The following is a 16,628-nucleotide window of genomic DNA, read 5'->3' as shown; positions in this document are numbered from 1 at the left end:
AACTTGCAGCATGAAAAGGTGGCGTTGGACTTCAATGGCAAACTCTGTCGTGGCCGCATTAACGCTCAGCCTGGCTTACCCCGGTTATGTCAGCGCCGATGACTTTTCAACGGTCTATCAGAATTTTCAGAACGCCTATGCTGAGCATGATCTTGAGCGCAGCACGGCACTGGCTAAACAGGCATGGCAACTGGGTAAAGCAAAATTTGGCAATAACAGCGAACAGGCCATCAGCCTGCATCACAGCTACGCCAATATGTTATTTGAAGCAGGACAGCATGCCGACGGTTTAGATGAGTACCACACCGTGGCTGTTGCCTACGAGAAAAAGTGGGGCAGCAAGTCAGCTCAGTATATTAATGCCCTGTCCAGTATTCTGGATAAAACAGCAACCATTTCGATGCAGACAGAGCTGCCTGCATCGACAATCGTTAAATATAATCAAAACGTTACCCGGCAGATTGTTACAGGTATTGATGAGGTGTCGTTTGCTTCAGATAACGCTCGCGCCATCGTCTATCTGATAGCCGCAAAAACAATCATTCAGGCCGCCCCGTTCAACTTGTCTTCCGCTACGCTGGACACTTTTTTTACTGACGCGCACAGGTATGCGCTTGCAGTGTGGGGAGAGGCAGATCTGAATACCGCTCAAGCACTTTTCTACAGTGCTATGATCGCTGAAATGCGCCATCACGATGAACAAGCCATTGAGCGTTATCAGCGGGTTCTGCTTACTTTTGACGCGCTGACCGACTTTACCCACCCTATGGAATTACAGGCGCATGCCCGGCTGGTTAATATTTACGAAAATGAAGGTCTGTCGGACGCCGCCACCAAACACTGCCGTGCCATCGGCAACATGACGCCCTGGGATGATACCCAAGACCCCACGCCGTTATACCGCCTTGATCCAAAATATCCGGTCTCTCTGGCCAAACGCGGCCGTGAGGGATCAGCGACCTTATCGTATGTGATCAATAAAAATGGCGTCGTGACAGATATTCAGGTTGAAGATGACAGTCACGGAAAAGCCTTTGCCGATGAGTCGGTAAAAGCGCTGAAGCAATGGCGCTTTGCGCCCAGGTTTGTTCAGGGTAAAGCGGTGGACTCGCCACGTCAGACCGTACAGCTGGACTTTTTGCTGGGCAGTTAACAGCACTTTGCGCTGAGTGTCAGACAGCTCGTTAGAAGAGAAATATTATGAATCGAATGCTCACTTTTATACTGGCCCTGGCTGGTGCTTTGTTTTCTGCGTTTGCCCTGGCGCAGATTGATCATGAAAAAACACTGGTTGTCGGCATAAAAGAAGCGCCGCCCTTCGTGATCAAATCAGATCAGGGGGAATACAGCGGTATCAGCATTCATCTGTTTGAACAGATCGCTGCCGAACTTAATCTGAACTATCGCTATCAGGAAACCGATCTGCCGGGGTTATTGCAAGGGCTGGAAAGCGGTCGCTTTGATGCGTCTGTTGCAGCGCTGACAGTCAACGCTGCCCGGGAACAGCGGGTCGACTTCTCGCATCCTTTTTATACCACGGGTTTGGCGATTGCTACGTCAAAAGAGGAAAGCCGGCTGATGCGTGCTATTTCCGGTTTTTTCTCCTGGGGCTTTGCAGCTGCGCTGGGTGGGCTATGTATGTTGTTGCTGGGCGTCGGGCTGGTGATCTGGCTCGCGGAGCGCAGGGGCAACCCGGAGCAGTTTGGTGGCAGCCGCGCTCAGGGAATTGGCGCGGGATTCTGGTGGGCTGCGGTTACCATGACCACCGTGGGATACGGTGACAAAGCGCCCATCACAAAAGCGGGCAGAGCGATTGGATTTATCTGGATGTTTGCCGCCATTATCCTGATCAGCAGCTTCACCGCTGCAATCGCCACCAGCCTGACAGTGAGTCAGCTGGAAACACGGGTTCAGGGTATGCAAGATTTACCTCAAGTGAAGGTCATTACCCTGGCCAACTCAGCCGCCTCTCAGTTTTTGCGTGATCAGAATATTGCATTTACCACCGTGGCAACAGTGAGGCAGGGATTACAACGGATCAATGAGGGCAATGCTGATGCCATGGTGTATGACAAACCTATTCTTGCCTATCAGTTAAGGTTAAGTGACTTCTCAACGGTTCAGATTTTACCGGATGTTATTGATCGGCAGGACTATGCGATTGCATTACCAGACAATAGTCCGTTAAGAGAGTCAGTGAACACGCGCTTGTTAACCATTATTGACCGCCAGGCATGGCAGGACGAACTGGATAATTTGCTGGGAGATAGTCGATAGGAACAGAGCGCGGTTTCGCGCTCTGTCTTATTATCATAGAGCGATTTAAGGAGCTTACGCTGCGGCCAGAATTTGCCACTGCTGTTGACGATAAACCAGCGTAAATCTACTCCGCTGATTGTGTTGTCGCAGTGTTAGCAACATTGCGCCGGATCTTAATAAATAACACTGCAACCGTGCTCCATTTGATAAAACAGCGCTAACCGGTACGGTAGTCTCACCGCTTTGTAACTCTTTCACCTCCAGCCTCTTCAACAGACAAAATGCCGAGATGGCATCGAATACCGAGTCATTGCTGTTTGTCTCGCCCTGATCGAGATTGAAATTCATAACGCATCTCTAAACTACAAGGTATACGTTTACATTAATCTGGTTTTCCAACTTGCGCTACTCAACTTTAGTGAGGGTAGCGCAAGTTACTATCAGAATTTAAGCAGAAAACCCGAATAGGCATATACCGTGTCATTTTGATAATCGCCGTATTCCAGACCTTCACCTTTATTCAGATACGCACCGCCAAACTCCAGCCGTAAATTATCCAGATACTGCCAGCGCAACCGCGCCTCCACCTGATGGCCGATAAAGCTGTCAACATCCTGCTGAGCCTGGTGATACCACAACGATTTGTAACCCAGCATCAGATTGCCTTTGCCAGCAAACTTAGTCACACTGCGTAATCCCGGAGCGATAATATTTTCCCGGGGCATGGCCCCATAAACATCGGTCGGACCAAAATCAAACCGACGCACACCATATAGGCCATCAAAGCTATGCTCTACATCATCTCCGGCGTTGTTATCGCCACTGGCAATATCTATTTCAGCACTTAAAAACGTATTGTATACAATATCGTGTCCCAGGCTGGCGTGCAGTAACCAGGCCCGGTGGTCTATCTGCGTGACATCGTCAGCAGCTTTGGTGCGATGCTGGGTACCCGTTTGCCCAATCAGCTCAATATCCCCTTTCCAGTCATTCCACAGCGTATCTTTATACTGCACACTCAGGGTATAAAGCTGCCGGTTGGTCGTCGCCAGGGTTTCGCTGTCATCTTCATCAAGCCAGTAACTTTGTACAAACCAGGTATTGTTCTGACTATTAGCATATACGCCGTACAATGCCCGTTCACTGTAGCTTTTATCAAATGCACGTTCATTGGCGTCTACCGATGCGGGATCAGAGGGTAACCTGGACACCGGTAACAGATAAAAAGTACGAACGTCCCAGTCAGCAATATCCCAGTCAACCAAGACACCGTCAAAAGCATTTATGGCGTTACGAAACACGCCTTTTGCCAGTAGGCGCCGGCTGCCATGATCGATGGCTACCCGCCCGACTGTAACAGCATTAAGGCCGTTTTCATGCTGCGGCGCGTAACGCACAAAATATTGCAGCGGCTCCAGGGTATTGACCTGCGAGGATTTTAAGGTTGGATCGTTGTTGTCCAGCCAGACCCGAGCGTCCTGCATTTCTACCGTAACGTTAAAGTCATCCCAGTTAACCTGCCCTTTCACCAGCAGTTTAGAAGACAAGCGTTGATTGTGTTGCGTACGCTCCTGCTCGGTGGCCGGAAAAATCGGGTTATTCAGTGTTTCGTAACGCAACCGCCAGTAACCACCGACATCAAACTCAGGATCAGCCGCCTGTGCTGCACCACAGCCCAGCACACCGGTAACCAGCGATGAAATGACCCCTAATGTAAAACCATATCGGCGTAGCGCCGAAGCAGCCTGATATACTGCCATACTATTACCTCGAAAAATGAATCACATGGTTGTGAACAAAACCTGTAGTGAGGCAAGTATAAAGAAGCCGGGCATTGATGCAGTTATCCTTTTGTTTAATATGGAATTTTTTGCGAATACCTGTTTATACGCAGGTGATCACTGGCATAACAATGGGCTGAATATTCATTTCGAATAGTACACCGCTACAGTGGCGCTATCATAAGCTCGCCCGATGTGAGTCGGCGAATACTATAAACAACTAATTTATAACTTTTTTCTGTGCCCCGTGCCCATCGCTTATCCACCTTCATCACACCAGACTGACGGGTAAAATACAGCGCGACAATTACGACAGATAGGGCTTTATTTATTATAAAGTCTAATCGTGTCTTATCCCGGAATCATCTACAGTCAGCGGCAATCGCTCTGATTTTCTTATTTATTCCCTGAGGCTCTGTCTATGAATATGGATAATTATTCCATACGTAAAAAGCTGTCTGTTCCCCTTGGATTTATTGCCCTGCTGGTCATTCTTGTCAGTGTTATCAGTATTTCAAACAGCCGGGTGCTGATTGATAACACCCGTTCGTTATCCCAAACCTATACCGAGGCGATGAATCTTGCGCTCAATGCAGATCGCGATCTTTATCAGGCGCACACTGCCATGCTGGATTTAATTCTGGCCACTGAACTGGGCGGCGGTGATACCCAACAATACCTGGACACCCATGCAGAAAATGCCCAGCAGGCCAAGGCCCGTTTAGAGCAGGTATTTTTGCTGGTTCCGGAAAATCAGACAATAAGTGCGATGGCGCCTCGCTTTGAGCGTGATTTTAGTGCCTGGCAAGATGCTAATCGTGCGCTGTTTACCTTGCTTGATGCCGGTAAGGCGCGTCAGGCTGCCAATCTGTTCAACACCCAGGCAGTGACCTTATTTGAAGCCCTGCGGGAAAATTATGACAATGTAGGAGAAGCTATCAAAACGTTGTCAGATCGCACCACAACGCAAAGTATTGACACCGGAACCCGGCAAATTAGCCTCTTGATGACGGTGGTGGGGCTGGCTCTGGGAGCCTGCGTGGTGAGCATTATCTGTGTGCCCAGAATGCTGACTCGCCGGCTTGGCCGGCTTACCGATATGCTGAACTCCATTAGTCAGGGAGAAGGTGATTTAACCCAGCGTCTGAGAATAACCGGAAATGATGAAATTACACTGCTCGCCGGGGCCTTTAACCAACTAATGGAAAAACTGCAGGCGCTGATTGCAGAAGTTAAAAGTGATGCCGGTGCATTGGCCAGGTCGGTTAACACCCTGACAGAATCATCCGGCCAGGCGCAAAACAACAGTGAAACGCAAAACAGTAATTTGGAGCAAATTGCCACTGCTGTCAGTCAGCTGAGTCAGGCGTTTCGGGAAGTAGCCGAAAACTCTCAGGCTGCTCTGCTGGACACACAGTCAGCAGATAAAGAGTCCAACACATCCAAATCTGCCATTCAGCGGTCGGTATCCAGTATTCAGGATATGGAGCAAACCATTGGTCATGCCAGTGCGGTTATTCAGAAGCTGGCTGCAGAATCCAAAAGCATTACCACTTTGCTTAATGTTATTCAGGATATTGCCGAACAAACCAATCTGCTGGCGCTGAACGCGGCCATTGAGGCCGCCCGGGCCGGAGAACAGGGTCGCGGCTTTGCGGTGGTTGCTGATGAAGTCAGAACCCTGGCCAGTCGTACGCAGCAGGCCACCGCCGATATTAATCAAATGGTTGGAAATCTTGAAGCCGGTGTAGCTGAAGCGGTCAGCGCAATTGATGGTGGTGCCCGGCAGATGGCGGTCGTCACGACCTTATCGCAGGAGTTGATGCACACACTGAAGCAGGTTGGCAGTTCTGTGGATAGCGCTAATAACCGCATTTATCAGATTGCCGCAGCCACAGAGGAACAAAGCCAGGTAGCCGGAGACATCAATCAGAATGTGACCCACCTGAACACCTTGAGTCATCAGGCGTTAACGACAGTTAAAGCAGCCCGCGAGGCCAGTCAGAGCATCCAACAGGTCTTTCACAGCATTGACCAGAATGTGGGCCGTTTTAAAGTATGACAATCGATGGCACCGGTACTTAACTGTGTCGGTGTCAGGTCTGTCTTCTGCCAGATATTACAGGATATTTAATTTCCCATTTTACCGGCATAACACCATGCAGCGTCTATAATTTTAATAACTGTGTGTATTTGTTGTCAGGCTATTACTTGAAAAGCTTACGTTCTGAAATTGCAGCCATCACCTTATTGTCAATCACCATGGTCAGTTCGCTGATTATGTGGTTTTCCATTAATGTTTATGAAGAGCTGTACCATGAGCTTGTATCTGATGAGCTCAGCTCTTTGTCTCAGAATCTGGCCGATGATTTGCTTCCTGTGATTAATGAGTCGCCCGGGGCGTTTTCTGTCACCCGCATTTTGCTGCGCTTTGATCAGTATGAAAATGTGGAATTTGCCAAAGTCTTTGATGCCAATGATAAGCTGGTTAATGCCTATATGGGCAAGGCCGTACTGGACGCTTCTGATCCGAGCGATATCTCTTTGGCTGATGAAGCATTACTGGATATGGACTTCGGCCGGCATATGCAAGATGGATTTATTTATTTCGTTAAACGTATTGGCGATCCCGACTACCCTCAGGGAAAGCTGATCGTGTCTTACATGGTTGCTCAGGCGCTGGCTGGCAGTCAGAGTAAATTGCTGGCCTCGGTGGTACCATTTACCGCCGTTTTGTTACTGGTAACGGTTATTTTTGTATTAGAGCTTCAACGCCGCTCTTTACGCCCGCTGTATGTATTGATCAACAAAATGCGCGGTATTGAAGTTAGTAAGGATTACGATATCGCTGTGGAGGTACGAGGGAAAAAAGAGATTGTCGATTTAACCCAGGGCTTCAACAGTATGATGTCAGATATTGCCCGCCAGGTTGAAATGAACAAGCAGAAAAATGCTCTGCTGATTCGCCAGCAAGAGCAAATGGAAGAGCTGGCCAATTTTGATTCTTTGACTGGTCTGCCGAACCGGCAGTTTCTGATGAAATGCCTGTCGATAGAAATGGCCCGAGCTAAGCGGGAAAACCGGGAACTGGCGCTGATGTTCCTCGACCTGGACGGTTTTAAACTCGTGAACGATTCATTCGGTCATGATGTGGGCGACAAATTACTCTGCCATGTGGCTGACCAGGCCAGTGACTGCTTACGAAAGGGCGATGTGCTCGGCCGTTTGGGGGGCGATGAGTTTATTATTATGCTTAGCGCCAACCCCCTGATAGTGCATATTAAAGAAGTTGCCCAGCGTCTGGTCGATAAGCTGGCACAGCCCCATCATATTGAACAATGGAAACTGGACACCGGTGTGAGCATTGGTATTGCCCTGGCAACCGACTGTCGTTATGACCTGACCAAACTGGTTGCCAACGCTGATATTGCCATGTACCGGTCAAAGCAGGCTGGTCGGGGCCAGTACACCTTATTTACCCAGGCTATGCAGGATGACAACCGGCGCATGATGTTCATTGCAACCAGCATTATGCAGGCAATAGACAATGACGAATTTACCCTTTTTTACCAACCCAAAGTTGGTTTAGACGGACAAATAAAGGGGTTTGAGGCACTGTTGCGCTGGTATAACAAGGAATTAGGATTTGTATCCCCGGGCGAATTTATCCCGATTGCCGAGCAATCCGACAAGGTATCAGCCATCACCGAGTGGGTGGCTTCCCGGGTTTGTCGTGACTTGCCGGAAATTCTGGCTACGTTTGGTCAGGATGTGCATGTATCACTGAACTTATCCGCCTGTGATCTGGCTAACTCCAGAGTAACCGAATTTATTATAAACCGGATTCAGAACCTGGGCATGCCGACCACCGCACTGGAGTTTGAGATTACCGAATCAGCCTATCTGGAGAGCTTTCAGGCCGGTAATGTGTTTTTTGAACAAGTACGTAATCTAGGCTGTAAAATCGCTCTGGATGACTTTGGTACAGGCTACTCCTCACTGAGTTATCTGACTGAATTTTATATCGATACACTGAAGATTGATAAACAGTTTGTATCGCAGATTGGCAGCTCACGGCGCTCAGAACTCATTACCATCACCATCATCGAAATGGCGCGGCAACTAAACCTGACAGTGTGTGCAGAAGGCGTAGAAACGTCTGCTCAATCTGATTTTCTGACGCTCCAGGGCTGCGATCTGCAGCAGGGTTTTCTTTACGGACGGCCCGAACCTTTACGGACACTGTTGACCAATCATTTAACACACTCAACGATTGCCAGTTAATTCTGAAGCGGTTGAATAGCTGCACAAACTCATAGCAAAAAGCCTGCACTAAAGCAGGCTTTTTGCTGTTATTTATTACCCATAAACGCTCAGTAATCTAGTATGTTACTAGCCTGTGCTATACAACACGGTAAGACTGCGTGGTACCGGGAAGTCTGCAGGCAGATACCCTACACTGCCTTCATTTTCCAGCAGATATCGCAACATGGCTTCTACCGATTCCACCTCAACCGGCTCCTGATTGCGTCCACTGAAACGCATCTGTGCCCAGTATGACTGAATACGGGATTCTGTCAGGCCAACAATCAGTGTGTTGAACATGTGCCGTTCCCGAACCCCCGGCGACAGGGTAACCGGATCAAGTCGTCCACCGATCCCCCCCATAAACAGATTACGAATCTCCGTTTTTTCCATCGAGGTATTTTTCTCACCCAGATTCGCCACCACCACCACCTGCGCACTGACGTTGGCGGAGTAAAGCAATATGCCAGTTAAAATGGCTGGATATAACCATGATCTTTTCATCAGAACACCCACTCCCAGGCCACCTGATACAGCGTCGTATCTCTGTCAAATCCATCCTGAATACTGGTAACATCATAAAAAGATGACTGACCCGGCTCACCATCCAGCCAGGTAATCTCCGCCTTTAATGCCATGCTCGGGCGAAAATCCCAACGGGCGCCTAATGACAGGGTGAACAGCTCATCGGTCGGAAGCGACTGCTTTAACTGTTCAACTCCAAAATACAGCTGGTCAAGACCAGGCGCGACACCCAATGGTATCGAATTTTCGATAGTATTGAGCTGATAAGAAGAATCTGCCACTGTCGCAAATATTTGAAATTCGCCCAGGTAGCGACCCAGCGTGAAGTAATAGGCCTGTAACTCAGCTAATACTTCGATATCCGAATTCAGGTACATCCATTCGGCTGCAGCAAACCACTCCAGCCCTTGGTAGCTTGCTCCACTGATGAGTGCGGTTGCTCCCCCACCTAGTGAAAGTTGCTCTGCAAGATCAGTAAACCCTGCCTGTAACAAGCCGCTTCGAAGTAACTCGAGCTGGGCCGTTTCAACTTCAATCTCAGGCGCATCCATGGTGGCGAGGCGTAAAGACACACCATTTCCAAAATCAGCGCTGGCAATAAAACCATTCAGATTTTCAACATGAACATTGAGCATCAAGTCTGCCGCTTTAATGTCATCGTCGAAATGCCCCCAATAACCTTCCAGCTCGAACTGAATACTATCCCAGGCAAAGCGATAGCGAAGATTAGCTCCCTCGTATCTTGAGAACAAATAAGCACTGTATAGCTGCTGAGGGGCAATAGCCCAGGGATAGGCATAACCCACATCCTGAACATCAGAATAAAGTAAAACAGGGGTACGCAAGCGACCGGCTTTTATCTGTATTGCATCAACAGGCTCATAACTCAAATAAAGCCATTCAACACCCGATTGTCGAATTTCGGATGAGTGATAGAGGACTTGTGCCGATCCTTTGAGATTATCAGTAAACGCGTAATCAGCCTGCACCGCGGCCAAGGAAAAGGAAGATAGACTAAAATTATTATCATAGCCCTGATATTGTGCTTCATCCGTTCCCAGCACACCGCCGACTACTCGGGTGAAACCAGAAATACGCAAATTATCCTGGGCACTAACCAGCGCAGGTAAGGACACCAGAGAATGCACAGCTAATAAATGCCATAAGGATACTGCCACAGGCTAAACTCGTTATTCGTTTTTACGGTGTCGGGGGGCACAACGTAAAGATACAGATTCACCATGCAAAAAGTATTAGCCAGTTATGCGAATTTCGCTAGTGGGATAACACGAATTTTCCCAAAAAGTAGCAACACTCTATCATTGTGCCCGCGAAAACACTTAATTACATCTACCACTTTCTCTGCAACTAACTTTAATTGGTAGGCCTAAAAAAAAGTGAGCACTCACCACCGGTAAATTGATATCGCTGTTTCTCAACCAAAAGAAAAGCTATGTTTATATCTGAAAAACAGTCAACATCCTGAGTATATTCATAAATATTCGTCTGACGGCAAAAATTTATTGCTGTACCCTGAGTGTCAATCCGCGTACAAGGCAACCAACTTATAAAAAGAGAAGTCGAACATGATTAACAGTGACCATTTGCTGGAGGCATTTCATCATTATCTGGGTAATGCCCAGAATGCTGTGTCCAGCCCTGATTTTGCCTATCAGCTTGTGTTAATTGGTATTATCTATTCGGTTGCCTGGGTGCTCGCCCAACAAGTACGCAAGCAATTTTCTTTTATGCGTGAACTTCCGCCAACTGGAGCTCATACATTTCAGTTATTTATGTATCGGGTGGGAGGCACACTGTTTCCCCTGTTTACTCTGATTTTACTGAAAACCTCTTTTCTGTTGGGCTCACAGCTGGAACTTGAACCCTGGTTACTGAATATTGCGTTTGTCATTGCAGCAATGCTTTTTCTGAATTCCTGTATTTCCGGTTTTGTCAGCAGCCCATCAGTCCGGATGTTTCTGCGCTACATCGGGCTGCCAATCGTGTTACTGCATTTTGTTGGGGTACTGCCTGCAGTAGTGAAAACCCTCTCTGAGATCTCTATTTCACTGGGTAATGTGCAGTTCTCAGCCTACGGGGTGGCTCGCGTACTAATATTCGGCGCGCTGTTATTCTGGCTGGGACGCGCTTCTAATACCATGGGCAAAGACATTATCCGCAATCATAAAAAGCTGGATATCACTACCAAGGAAGTCTTTGCTAAATTATTCGAAGTTGCCCTGTTCTGCGTTATTTTCCTGTTGCTGCTCAACATCATGGGTATCAATCTCACCGCGCTGGCAGTATTTGGTGGTGCGGTGGGCGTTGGTCTGGGCCTGGGCTTACAGTCCATCGCCTCAAATTTTATATCTGGCATTATTATTCTTATCGACCGCTCTCTTACTGTAGGTGACTATGTTGAGCTTGAAGATGGCAGTAAAGGGTTTGTGCGGGAATTTAAAATGCGCTATGCCGTGCTCGAAACGTATGACGGTAAAGATATTCTGGTGCCCAATGAAAAGTTTATCAATTCACTGCTGACCAACTGGACGCACAAAGATCCTAAACAGCGCTATCGGGTCGACTTTTCGGTAGCTTATGCCACCGATATCCGGTCTATGGTAGAAATTATTAAAGACGTGGTCAGCCAGCATCCACAGGTTATCAGTGGTGACGATGTGCCGGTTGAAGAATTACCGGATTGTGAAATCGACAGCTTTGGCGACTCTGGCGTTAATATGTTTGTCGAATTCTGGATGGAAGGCGTTGATGATGGCAAAAATCGGGTAGGCGGTGACTTGTTATTAACTATTTTTGAAACCCTGCGTGAACACAATATCGAAATCCCGTTCCCGCAACGCGAAGTCAGAATTTTAAACCAGGAAAGTGCAGTCAGTTCAACTGCCAATTAAGTCGTAGATCCTGGCGATTCTGATTAGTTTATGTAAATACGTGCTTTATAAAAAATCTATATAACAGGCCGGTTTAATATGAGTAAACATTGCTTAAACCGGTCTTATTTCATACAGGTCAGTGAATAATGATCAATTCTTAATATTGAAAAACTCGTTACAAATCAGTCGACAAAAGGCGAATTTACATTTATTTAACTTTTACAGCCTGTTTATTAACTTTCCCTCACTTAAATCTGATTTCCCTTACTCTCGGATTTTGGTATCCTTTCGCGGCAAATTTCTTGTGTGGTGAATATTTCATCACCGTAATCTATATGAGAGAGTGTTAATGTCACTTTACCCTGCAATCACATCCGCTAAGGCGAGCGCTCTGCTTAAGCAGAAAGCGGGCTCGTGTGCGCATGTCTTATGCAAAGGGTTCGGCATGGCGCTGTTTATCACCATTTTGAATGTTGCGCTCATCCTGTGCGGCTCAATCGCTGATTCTACCGATGTGGTATCGGCAGTTGTTGAAAACCCATTCATTGGCCCGGTAACAGTCGCGTTTCTAGGCATACTGGTCACCAGTACCCTGCTCTACGAAACATTCAAAAATGCGCTCCTCACTGCCCTGTTTACGAGCACACCGGCACGCCGTGCGGGTGTTATCCTTAGTAAGTCAAAACTTACGCTCAATCTTTTCGCCGCAAGTCCACGTGTTCAACTTTCACATGGCTCGCGTGCACCTCCTTTAAGTCACGCCTGATAGTTTAGTCCCGCCGGTTTTATCGTCACTGTCTTTGCCGGTAGTCTCGTGGAGTCGGTGAAACTGAGCTATCAGCGAACTTAAAAGAAACAGGGTTCTACGTTGTAGTTCCCGAATCTGAGCGTCGTCCCCGATGTTTGTTTGGGGCGGCAGGATTATAAACCTCTGGGTTGTAGGAAAATTCCTTTGCTTATTCGTAACCTTTGTACAATTGTTCTTACCGCCGTTGTGATGACACTTGCAGGTTGTAGTGGTGGGGTTCTCGATCCGAAAGGACAGGTAGGCGTTGAAATTAAGTGGCTGATTATTGTCTGTACACTTTTGATGCTTATTGTTGTTATTCCGGTCATCGTGTTAACTCTTTACTTCGCCTGGAAATATCGCGCGAGTCGGGATTTTGAAGTCTATACGCCTAAATGGGCGCACTCTACCAAGATTGAAGCTGCGGTCTGGTCGATCCCAATTTTAATCATCATCGTGTTAGGTGTGCTTACATGGAAGTCAACACACGCGTTAGATCCTTACAAGCCTTTAGAAAACAAAGGTGAGCATCTGACGGTTGAAGTGGTTTCACTGAACTGGAAATGGCTGTTCATTTACCCTGAACAAGGCATTGCCACAGTGAATGAGCTGGTGATCCCAGCGGACAAGCCAGTATCATTCAAAATCACGTCTGAAACATCGATGAACTCATTCTTCATTCCGCAACTGGGTAGCCAAATCTACTCAATGGCCGGCATGGAAACGCAACTTCATTTGATTGCTGATGAACCAGGCACTTACGCCGGTTTTTCTGCCAACTACAGCGGTGAAGGTTTCACCGGCATGAAGTTCGATACCGTCGCAACGCCTACGGAAAAAGATTTTGATGCTTGGGTCGAGAAGGTTAAGCAGGAAGGTGGTGAGCTGGATAAAGCTGACTATGACGAGCTGGCTAAGCCGTCTGAAAACCATCCGGTGGAGTACTTTGCTGATGTTGAAAAAGGCTTGTTTAACACTGTGATCATGAAATACATGAAAGACCACGGTGACATGAGCTATTACAGCAAACCTGCTCACGCAGCCGAGGGGCACCATGAAGGCGCGCACAAAAAAGCGCAGCACTCTGGCGCACATCACGTGGAAGCCAAGGAGTAACCATGTCTTTGTTAGGTAAATTATCCATTGAAGCCGTACCGTACCATGAGCCTATCGTCATGGTTACGTTATCGGTTGTTGCGGTGGTGGGAATCATCATTGCCGCAATGATTACAAAATATAAGAAGTGGGGCGTTCTGTGGAACGACTGGATCACTTCTATTGACCACAAACGCCTTGGCGTTATGTATATTATTCTTGCGCTGATTATGTTGTTGCGTGGTTTTGCCGACGCCATCATGATGCGCTCTCAGTTAGCCATGGCCACCAACGGCTCTGAAGGCTATCTGCCGCCGGATCACTACGACCAAATCTTTACTGCTCACGGTGTTATCATGATCATCTTTATGGCTATGCCATTTATGGTTGGTCTGATGAACATTGTCCTGCCTCTGCAGATTGGTGCTCGTGATGTTGCGTTCCCGTTTTTGAACAACCTGAGCTTCTGGCTTACTGCCGGTGGTGCAATCCTGATTAACTTGTCACTGGGTGTGGGTGAGTTCGCAAAAACTGGCTGGGTTGCATATCCACCGTTGTCAGGGCTGGACCAAAGTCCGTCCGTCGGGGTCGATTATTATATATGGGCCTTGCAGATATCCGGACTCGGTACGCTACTGACGGCAGTTAACTTCCTGGTTACTGTTGCTAAGATGCGTGCACCGGGTATGAAACTGATGCAAATGCCTATCTTCACCTGGACATGTACCTGGGCTAACATCCTGATTGCTGCGTCGTTCCCGATTCTGACTGCAGTACTGGCGATGCTAACGCTTGATCGTTATCTGGACTTCCACTTCTTCACCAACGAAGCCGGTGGTAACTCCATGATGTACATCAACTTGTTCTGGGCGTGGGGTCACCCTGAAGTATACATTCTGGTTCTGCCAGCATTTGGTGTCTTCTCAGAAATTATTTCTACCTTTACTGGTAAGCGTCTGTTTGGCTACAAGTCAATGGTTTACGCCAGTGGCGCGATTGCCATTCTGGGTTTCATCGTTTGGCTGCACCACTTCTTTACCATGGGTTCAAGTGCCAACGTGAATGCCTTCTTCGGTATCATGACGATGATCATCGCCGTGCCGACCGGGGTGAAACTGTTCAACTGGATATTCACGCTGTATCGCGGCCGCCTGCGCATTACCGTTCCGGTTCTGTGGACGCTCGGCTTCATGGTTACGTTCACCATTGGTGGTATGACTGGCGTACTGCTGGCTATCCCGGGCGCTGACTATGTACTGCATAACAGCTTGTTCCTGATTGCTCACTTCCATAACACAATTATTGGTGGTGCGGTATTTGGTTATCTGGCTGGTTTTGTATTCTGGTTCCCGAAAGCAATGGGTTACAAGCTGGACGAAAGATGGGGTAAAGCCTCATTCTGGTGCTGGCAGATTGGCTTCTTACTGGCATTCATGCCGCTTTACGTTCTGGGCTTCCTGGGTATGACCCGTCGTCTGAACCACACTGACAACCCTGACTGGAATATCTGGCTATACATCGCCATGCTGGGCGCTATTGTTATCGCCTTCGGTATTCTGTTCCAGGTTATTCAGCTGGTAGTCAGCTACATGAACCGTGAAGCATTGAAAGACACGACAGGCGATCCGTGGAATGGTCATACTCTGGAATGGTCAACTGCATCTCCGCCTCAGTTCTATAACTTCGGCAAGATCCCTCATGTACATGACATTGATACATGGACTGATATGAAGGAAAAAGGCGAAGCCTATCAGAGCTTTGAAAAGTATGCGCCAATTCACATGCCAAGCAATACACCTGCCGGTGTACAGATTTCAGGCAGCCTGACAGTGTTCTGTTTTGCTATGATCTGGCACATTTGGTGGCTTGCAGCAGTAGGTGTGGTAGCGGCTATCGGTTTCTACATCAAGCGTTGTTACGCAAAAGACGTAGATTACTACGTACAGCCTGAGGAAGTTAAGCGTATTGAGGACGAGCACCTTAAAGCGCAAAAAGAGGTAACAGCATGAGTTCAATTTCAGCAGATATGAGCCATGATCATGATCATGATCACGAGCATCATGATACAGGCGGGAATACGGTATTTGGCTTCTGGCTATACCTGATGACCGACTGCTTGTTGTTCGCATCGTTCTTTGCTACCTACGCTGTACTTTATATGAACACAGCAGGTGGTGTATCCGGTGCCGACATTTTCGAGCTGGACTTTGTGGCAGTGGAAACTGCCGCACTACTACTAAGTAGTATTACTTTCGGGTTTGCCATGATTGGCGCCCATGCACAGAAAAAAGGCCAGGCTCTGGCCTGGCTGGCAGTGACATTCGCTTTTGGTGCGGTGTTCATCGGGATGGAAATCTATGAATTCCATCACCTGATTGTTAACGGCAACGGCCCTGGCGAAAGTGCCTTCTTAACCGCGTTTTTCTCGCTGGTCGGACTGCACGGTTGTCACGTAACAGCTGGTCTTATCTGGATGACAGTGATGATCATTGAAGTTAGCCGTAAAGGCCTGGGTAATCAGACAGTCACTCGTCTGAGCTGCCTGAGTCTGTTCTGGCACTTCCTGGACATCGTCTGGATCTGTGTATTCACCGTTGTTTATCTACTGGGAGCGATGTAATGAGTCAAGGTCATACAGCCGATCACGGTGATTATAAGTCTTATATCATTGGCTTCGTGCTGTCAGTAATTCTGACTGCGATTCCATTTTGGGCAGTAATGGAAGGTGACTTGTCAAAGACCACCACGCTGTGGACTGTGGTGGTTACAGCTATTGTTCAGCTGTGGGTACACCTGAAGTTCTTCCTGCATCTTAACTTCACCACTGAAGACGGACGGGCCAACACGTTCTCATTCCTGTTCAGTGCGCTGGTTATTGTTATGATTGTAGGCCTGTCAATCTGGATTATTTACGAATCCAACGCGATGATGATGTACTAGCCGTCAGGCTGGTACTTCATCTGGCAGAAAGAGCGAAGCTGG

14 protein-coding genes are annotated in these 16,628 nt (G+C 47.8%); 10 read left to right on the top strand and 4 right to left on the bottom strand.

All coding sequences use genetic code 11. The features are described 5' to 3' along the window. Window positions 1-10: 10 nt before the first annotated feature. Window positions 11-1,153 (top strand): energy transducer TonB, encoded by a 1,143-nt coding sequence (locus EZV72_RS03625; RefSeq protein WP_137165954.1) that lies wholly within the window; start codon window positions 11-13, stop codon window positions 1,151-1,153. A gap of 47 nt (window positions 1,154-1,200) precedes the next feature. Further along, window positions 1,201-2,277, top strand: a complete 1,077-nt coding sequence (locus EZV72_RS03620) for a transporter substrate-binding domain-containing protein (protein WP_137165953.1) — start codon at window positions 1,201-1,203, stop codon at window positions 2,275-2,277. 54 nt (window positions 2,278-2,331) lie between these two features. Here the strand turns inward: EZV72_RS03620 and EZV72_RS03615 are convergent, their stop codons facing one another. Continuing rightward, window positions 2,332-2,607, bottom strand: a complete 276-nt coding sequence (locus EZV72_RS03615; protein ID WP_137165952.1) for a hypothetical protein — start codon at window positions 2,605-2,607, stop codon at window positions 2,332-2,334. A gap of 92 nt (window positions 2,608-2,699) precedes the next feature. After that, window positions 2,700-4,019, bottom strand: a complete 1,320-nt coding sequence (locus EZV72_RS03610; RefSeq protein WP_137165951.1) for an alginate export family protein — start codon at window positions 4,017-4,019, stop codon at window positions 2,700-2,702. A 442-nt stretch (window positions 4,020-4,461) separates the two neighbouring features. Between EZV72_RS03610 and EZV72_RS03605 the strand changes: the two genes are divergently transcribed. Together EZV72_RS03605 and EZV72_RS03600 are read left to right on the top strand one after the other, a co-directional pair. Then, entirely contained in the window at window positions 4,462-6,102 is a 1,641-nt protein-coding gene (locus EZV72_RS03605) for a methyl-accepting chemotaxis protein (protein WP_137165950.1), read from the top strand. 149 nt (window positions 6,103-6,251) lie between these two features. Beyond that, a complete protein-coding gene (locus EZV72_RS03600) occupies window positions 6,252-8,324 on the top strand; it encodes an EAL domain-containing protein (RefSeq protein WP_232364493.1) in 2,073 nt (690 codons plus the stop codon). 108 nt (window positions 8,325-8,432) lie between these two features. Here the strand turns inward: EZV72_RS03600 and EZV72_RS03595 are convergent, their stop codons facing one another. Both EZV72_RS03595 and EZV72_RS03590 read right to left on the bottom strand, forming a co-directional pair. Beyond that, the gene (locus EZV72_RS03595) at window positions 8,433-8,849 is read right to left on the bottom strand and encodes a hypothetical protein (RefSeq protein ID WP_137165949.1); all 417 of its coding nucleotides are present in this window, start codon (window positions 8,847-8,849) and stop codon (window positions 8,433-8,435) included. After that, window positions 8,849-9,970 (bottom strand): TonB-dependent receptor, encoded by a 1,122-nt coding sequence (locus EZV72_RS03590; RefSeq protein ID WP_175405033.1) that lies wholly within the window; start codon window positions 9,968-9,970, stop codon window positions 8,849-8,851. Before EZV72_RS03590 ends, EZV72_RS03595 begins: the two co-directional genes overlap by 1 nt. A gap of 489 nt (window positions 9,971-10,459) precedes the next feature. On the opposite strand from EZV72_RS03590, the gene EZV72_RS03585 reads away from it, so the two are divergent. The 6 genes from EZV72_RS03585 to cyoD all read left to right on the top strand — a co-directional run bounded on the left by EZV72_RS03585 (window position 10,460) and on the right by cyoD (window position 16,586). Continuing rightward, complete coding sequence (locus EZV72_RS03585; protein ID WP_408640835.1) at window positions 10,460-11,782, top strand: mechanosensitive ion channel family protein; 1,323 nt, start codon at window positions 10,460-10,462, stop codon at window positions 11,780-11,782. Window positions 11,783-12,209: 427 nt separating this feature from the next. Next, a complete protein-coding gene (locus EZV72_RS03580) occupies window positions 12,210-12,530 on the top strand; it encodes a hypothetical protein (protein ID WP_137165946.1) in 321 nt (106 codons plus the stop codon). Window positions 12,531-12,716: 186 nt separating this feature from the next. After that, window positions 12,717-13,667, top strand: a complete 951-nt coding sequence (gene cyoA / locus EZV72_RS03575) for a ubiquinol oxidase subunit II (RefSeq protein ID WP_137165945.1) — start codon at window positions 12,717-12,719, stop codon at window positions 13,665-13,667. A 2-nt stretch (window positions 13,668-13,669) separates the two neighbouring features. Then, window positions 13,670-15,655: a cytochrome o ubiquinol oxidase subunit I gene (gene cyoB, locus EZV72_RS03570; protein WP_137165944.1), complete on the top strand. Its 1,986-nt coding sequence runs from the start codon at window positions 13,670-13,672 to the stop codon at window positions 15,653-15,655. Then, on the top strand, window positions 15,652-16,266 hold the full coding sequence (cyoC, locus tag EZV72_RS03565) for a cytochrome o ubiquinol oxidase subunit III (RefSeq protein WP_137165943.1): 615 nt from the start codon (window positions 15,652-15,654) through the stop codon (window positions 16,264-16,266). The genes cyoB and cyoC overlap by 4 nt, the downstream gene beginning before the upstream one ends. Further along, window positions 16,266-16,586, top strand: coding sequence for a cytochrome o ubiquinol oxidase subunit IV (gene cyoD, locus EZV72_RS03560; RefSeq protein ID WP_137165942.1), 321 nt, complete (start codon window positions 16,266-16,268; stop codon window positions 16,584-16,586). Before cyoC ends, cyoD begins: the two co-directional genes overlap by 1 nt. Window positions 16,587-16,628 lie beyond the last annotated feature (42 nt).

The organism is Salinimonas lutimaris (genome assembly GCF_005222225.1).
Taxonomy (GTDB): Bacteria; Pseudomonadota; Gammaproteobacteria; order Enterobacterales; family Alteromonadaceae; genus Alteromonas; species Alteromonas lutimaris.
This window is presented reverse-complemented; position numbering and strand designations above follow the sequence as displayed.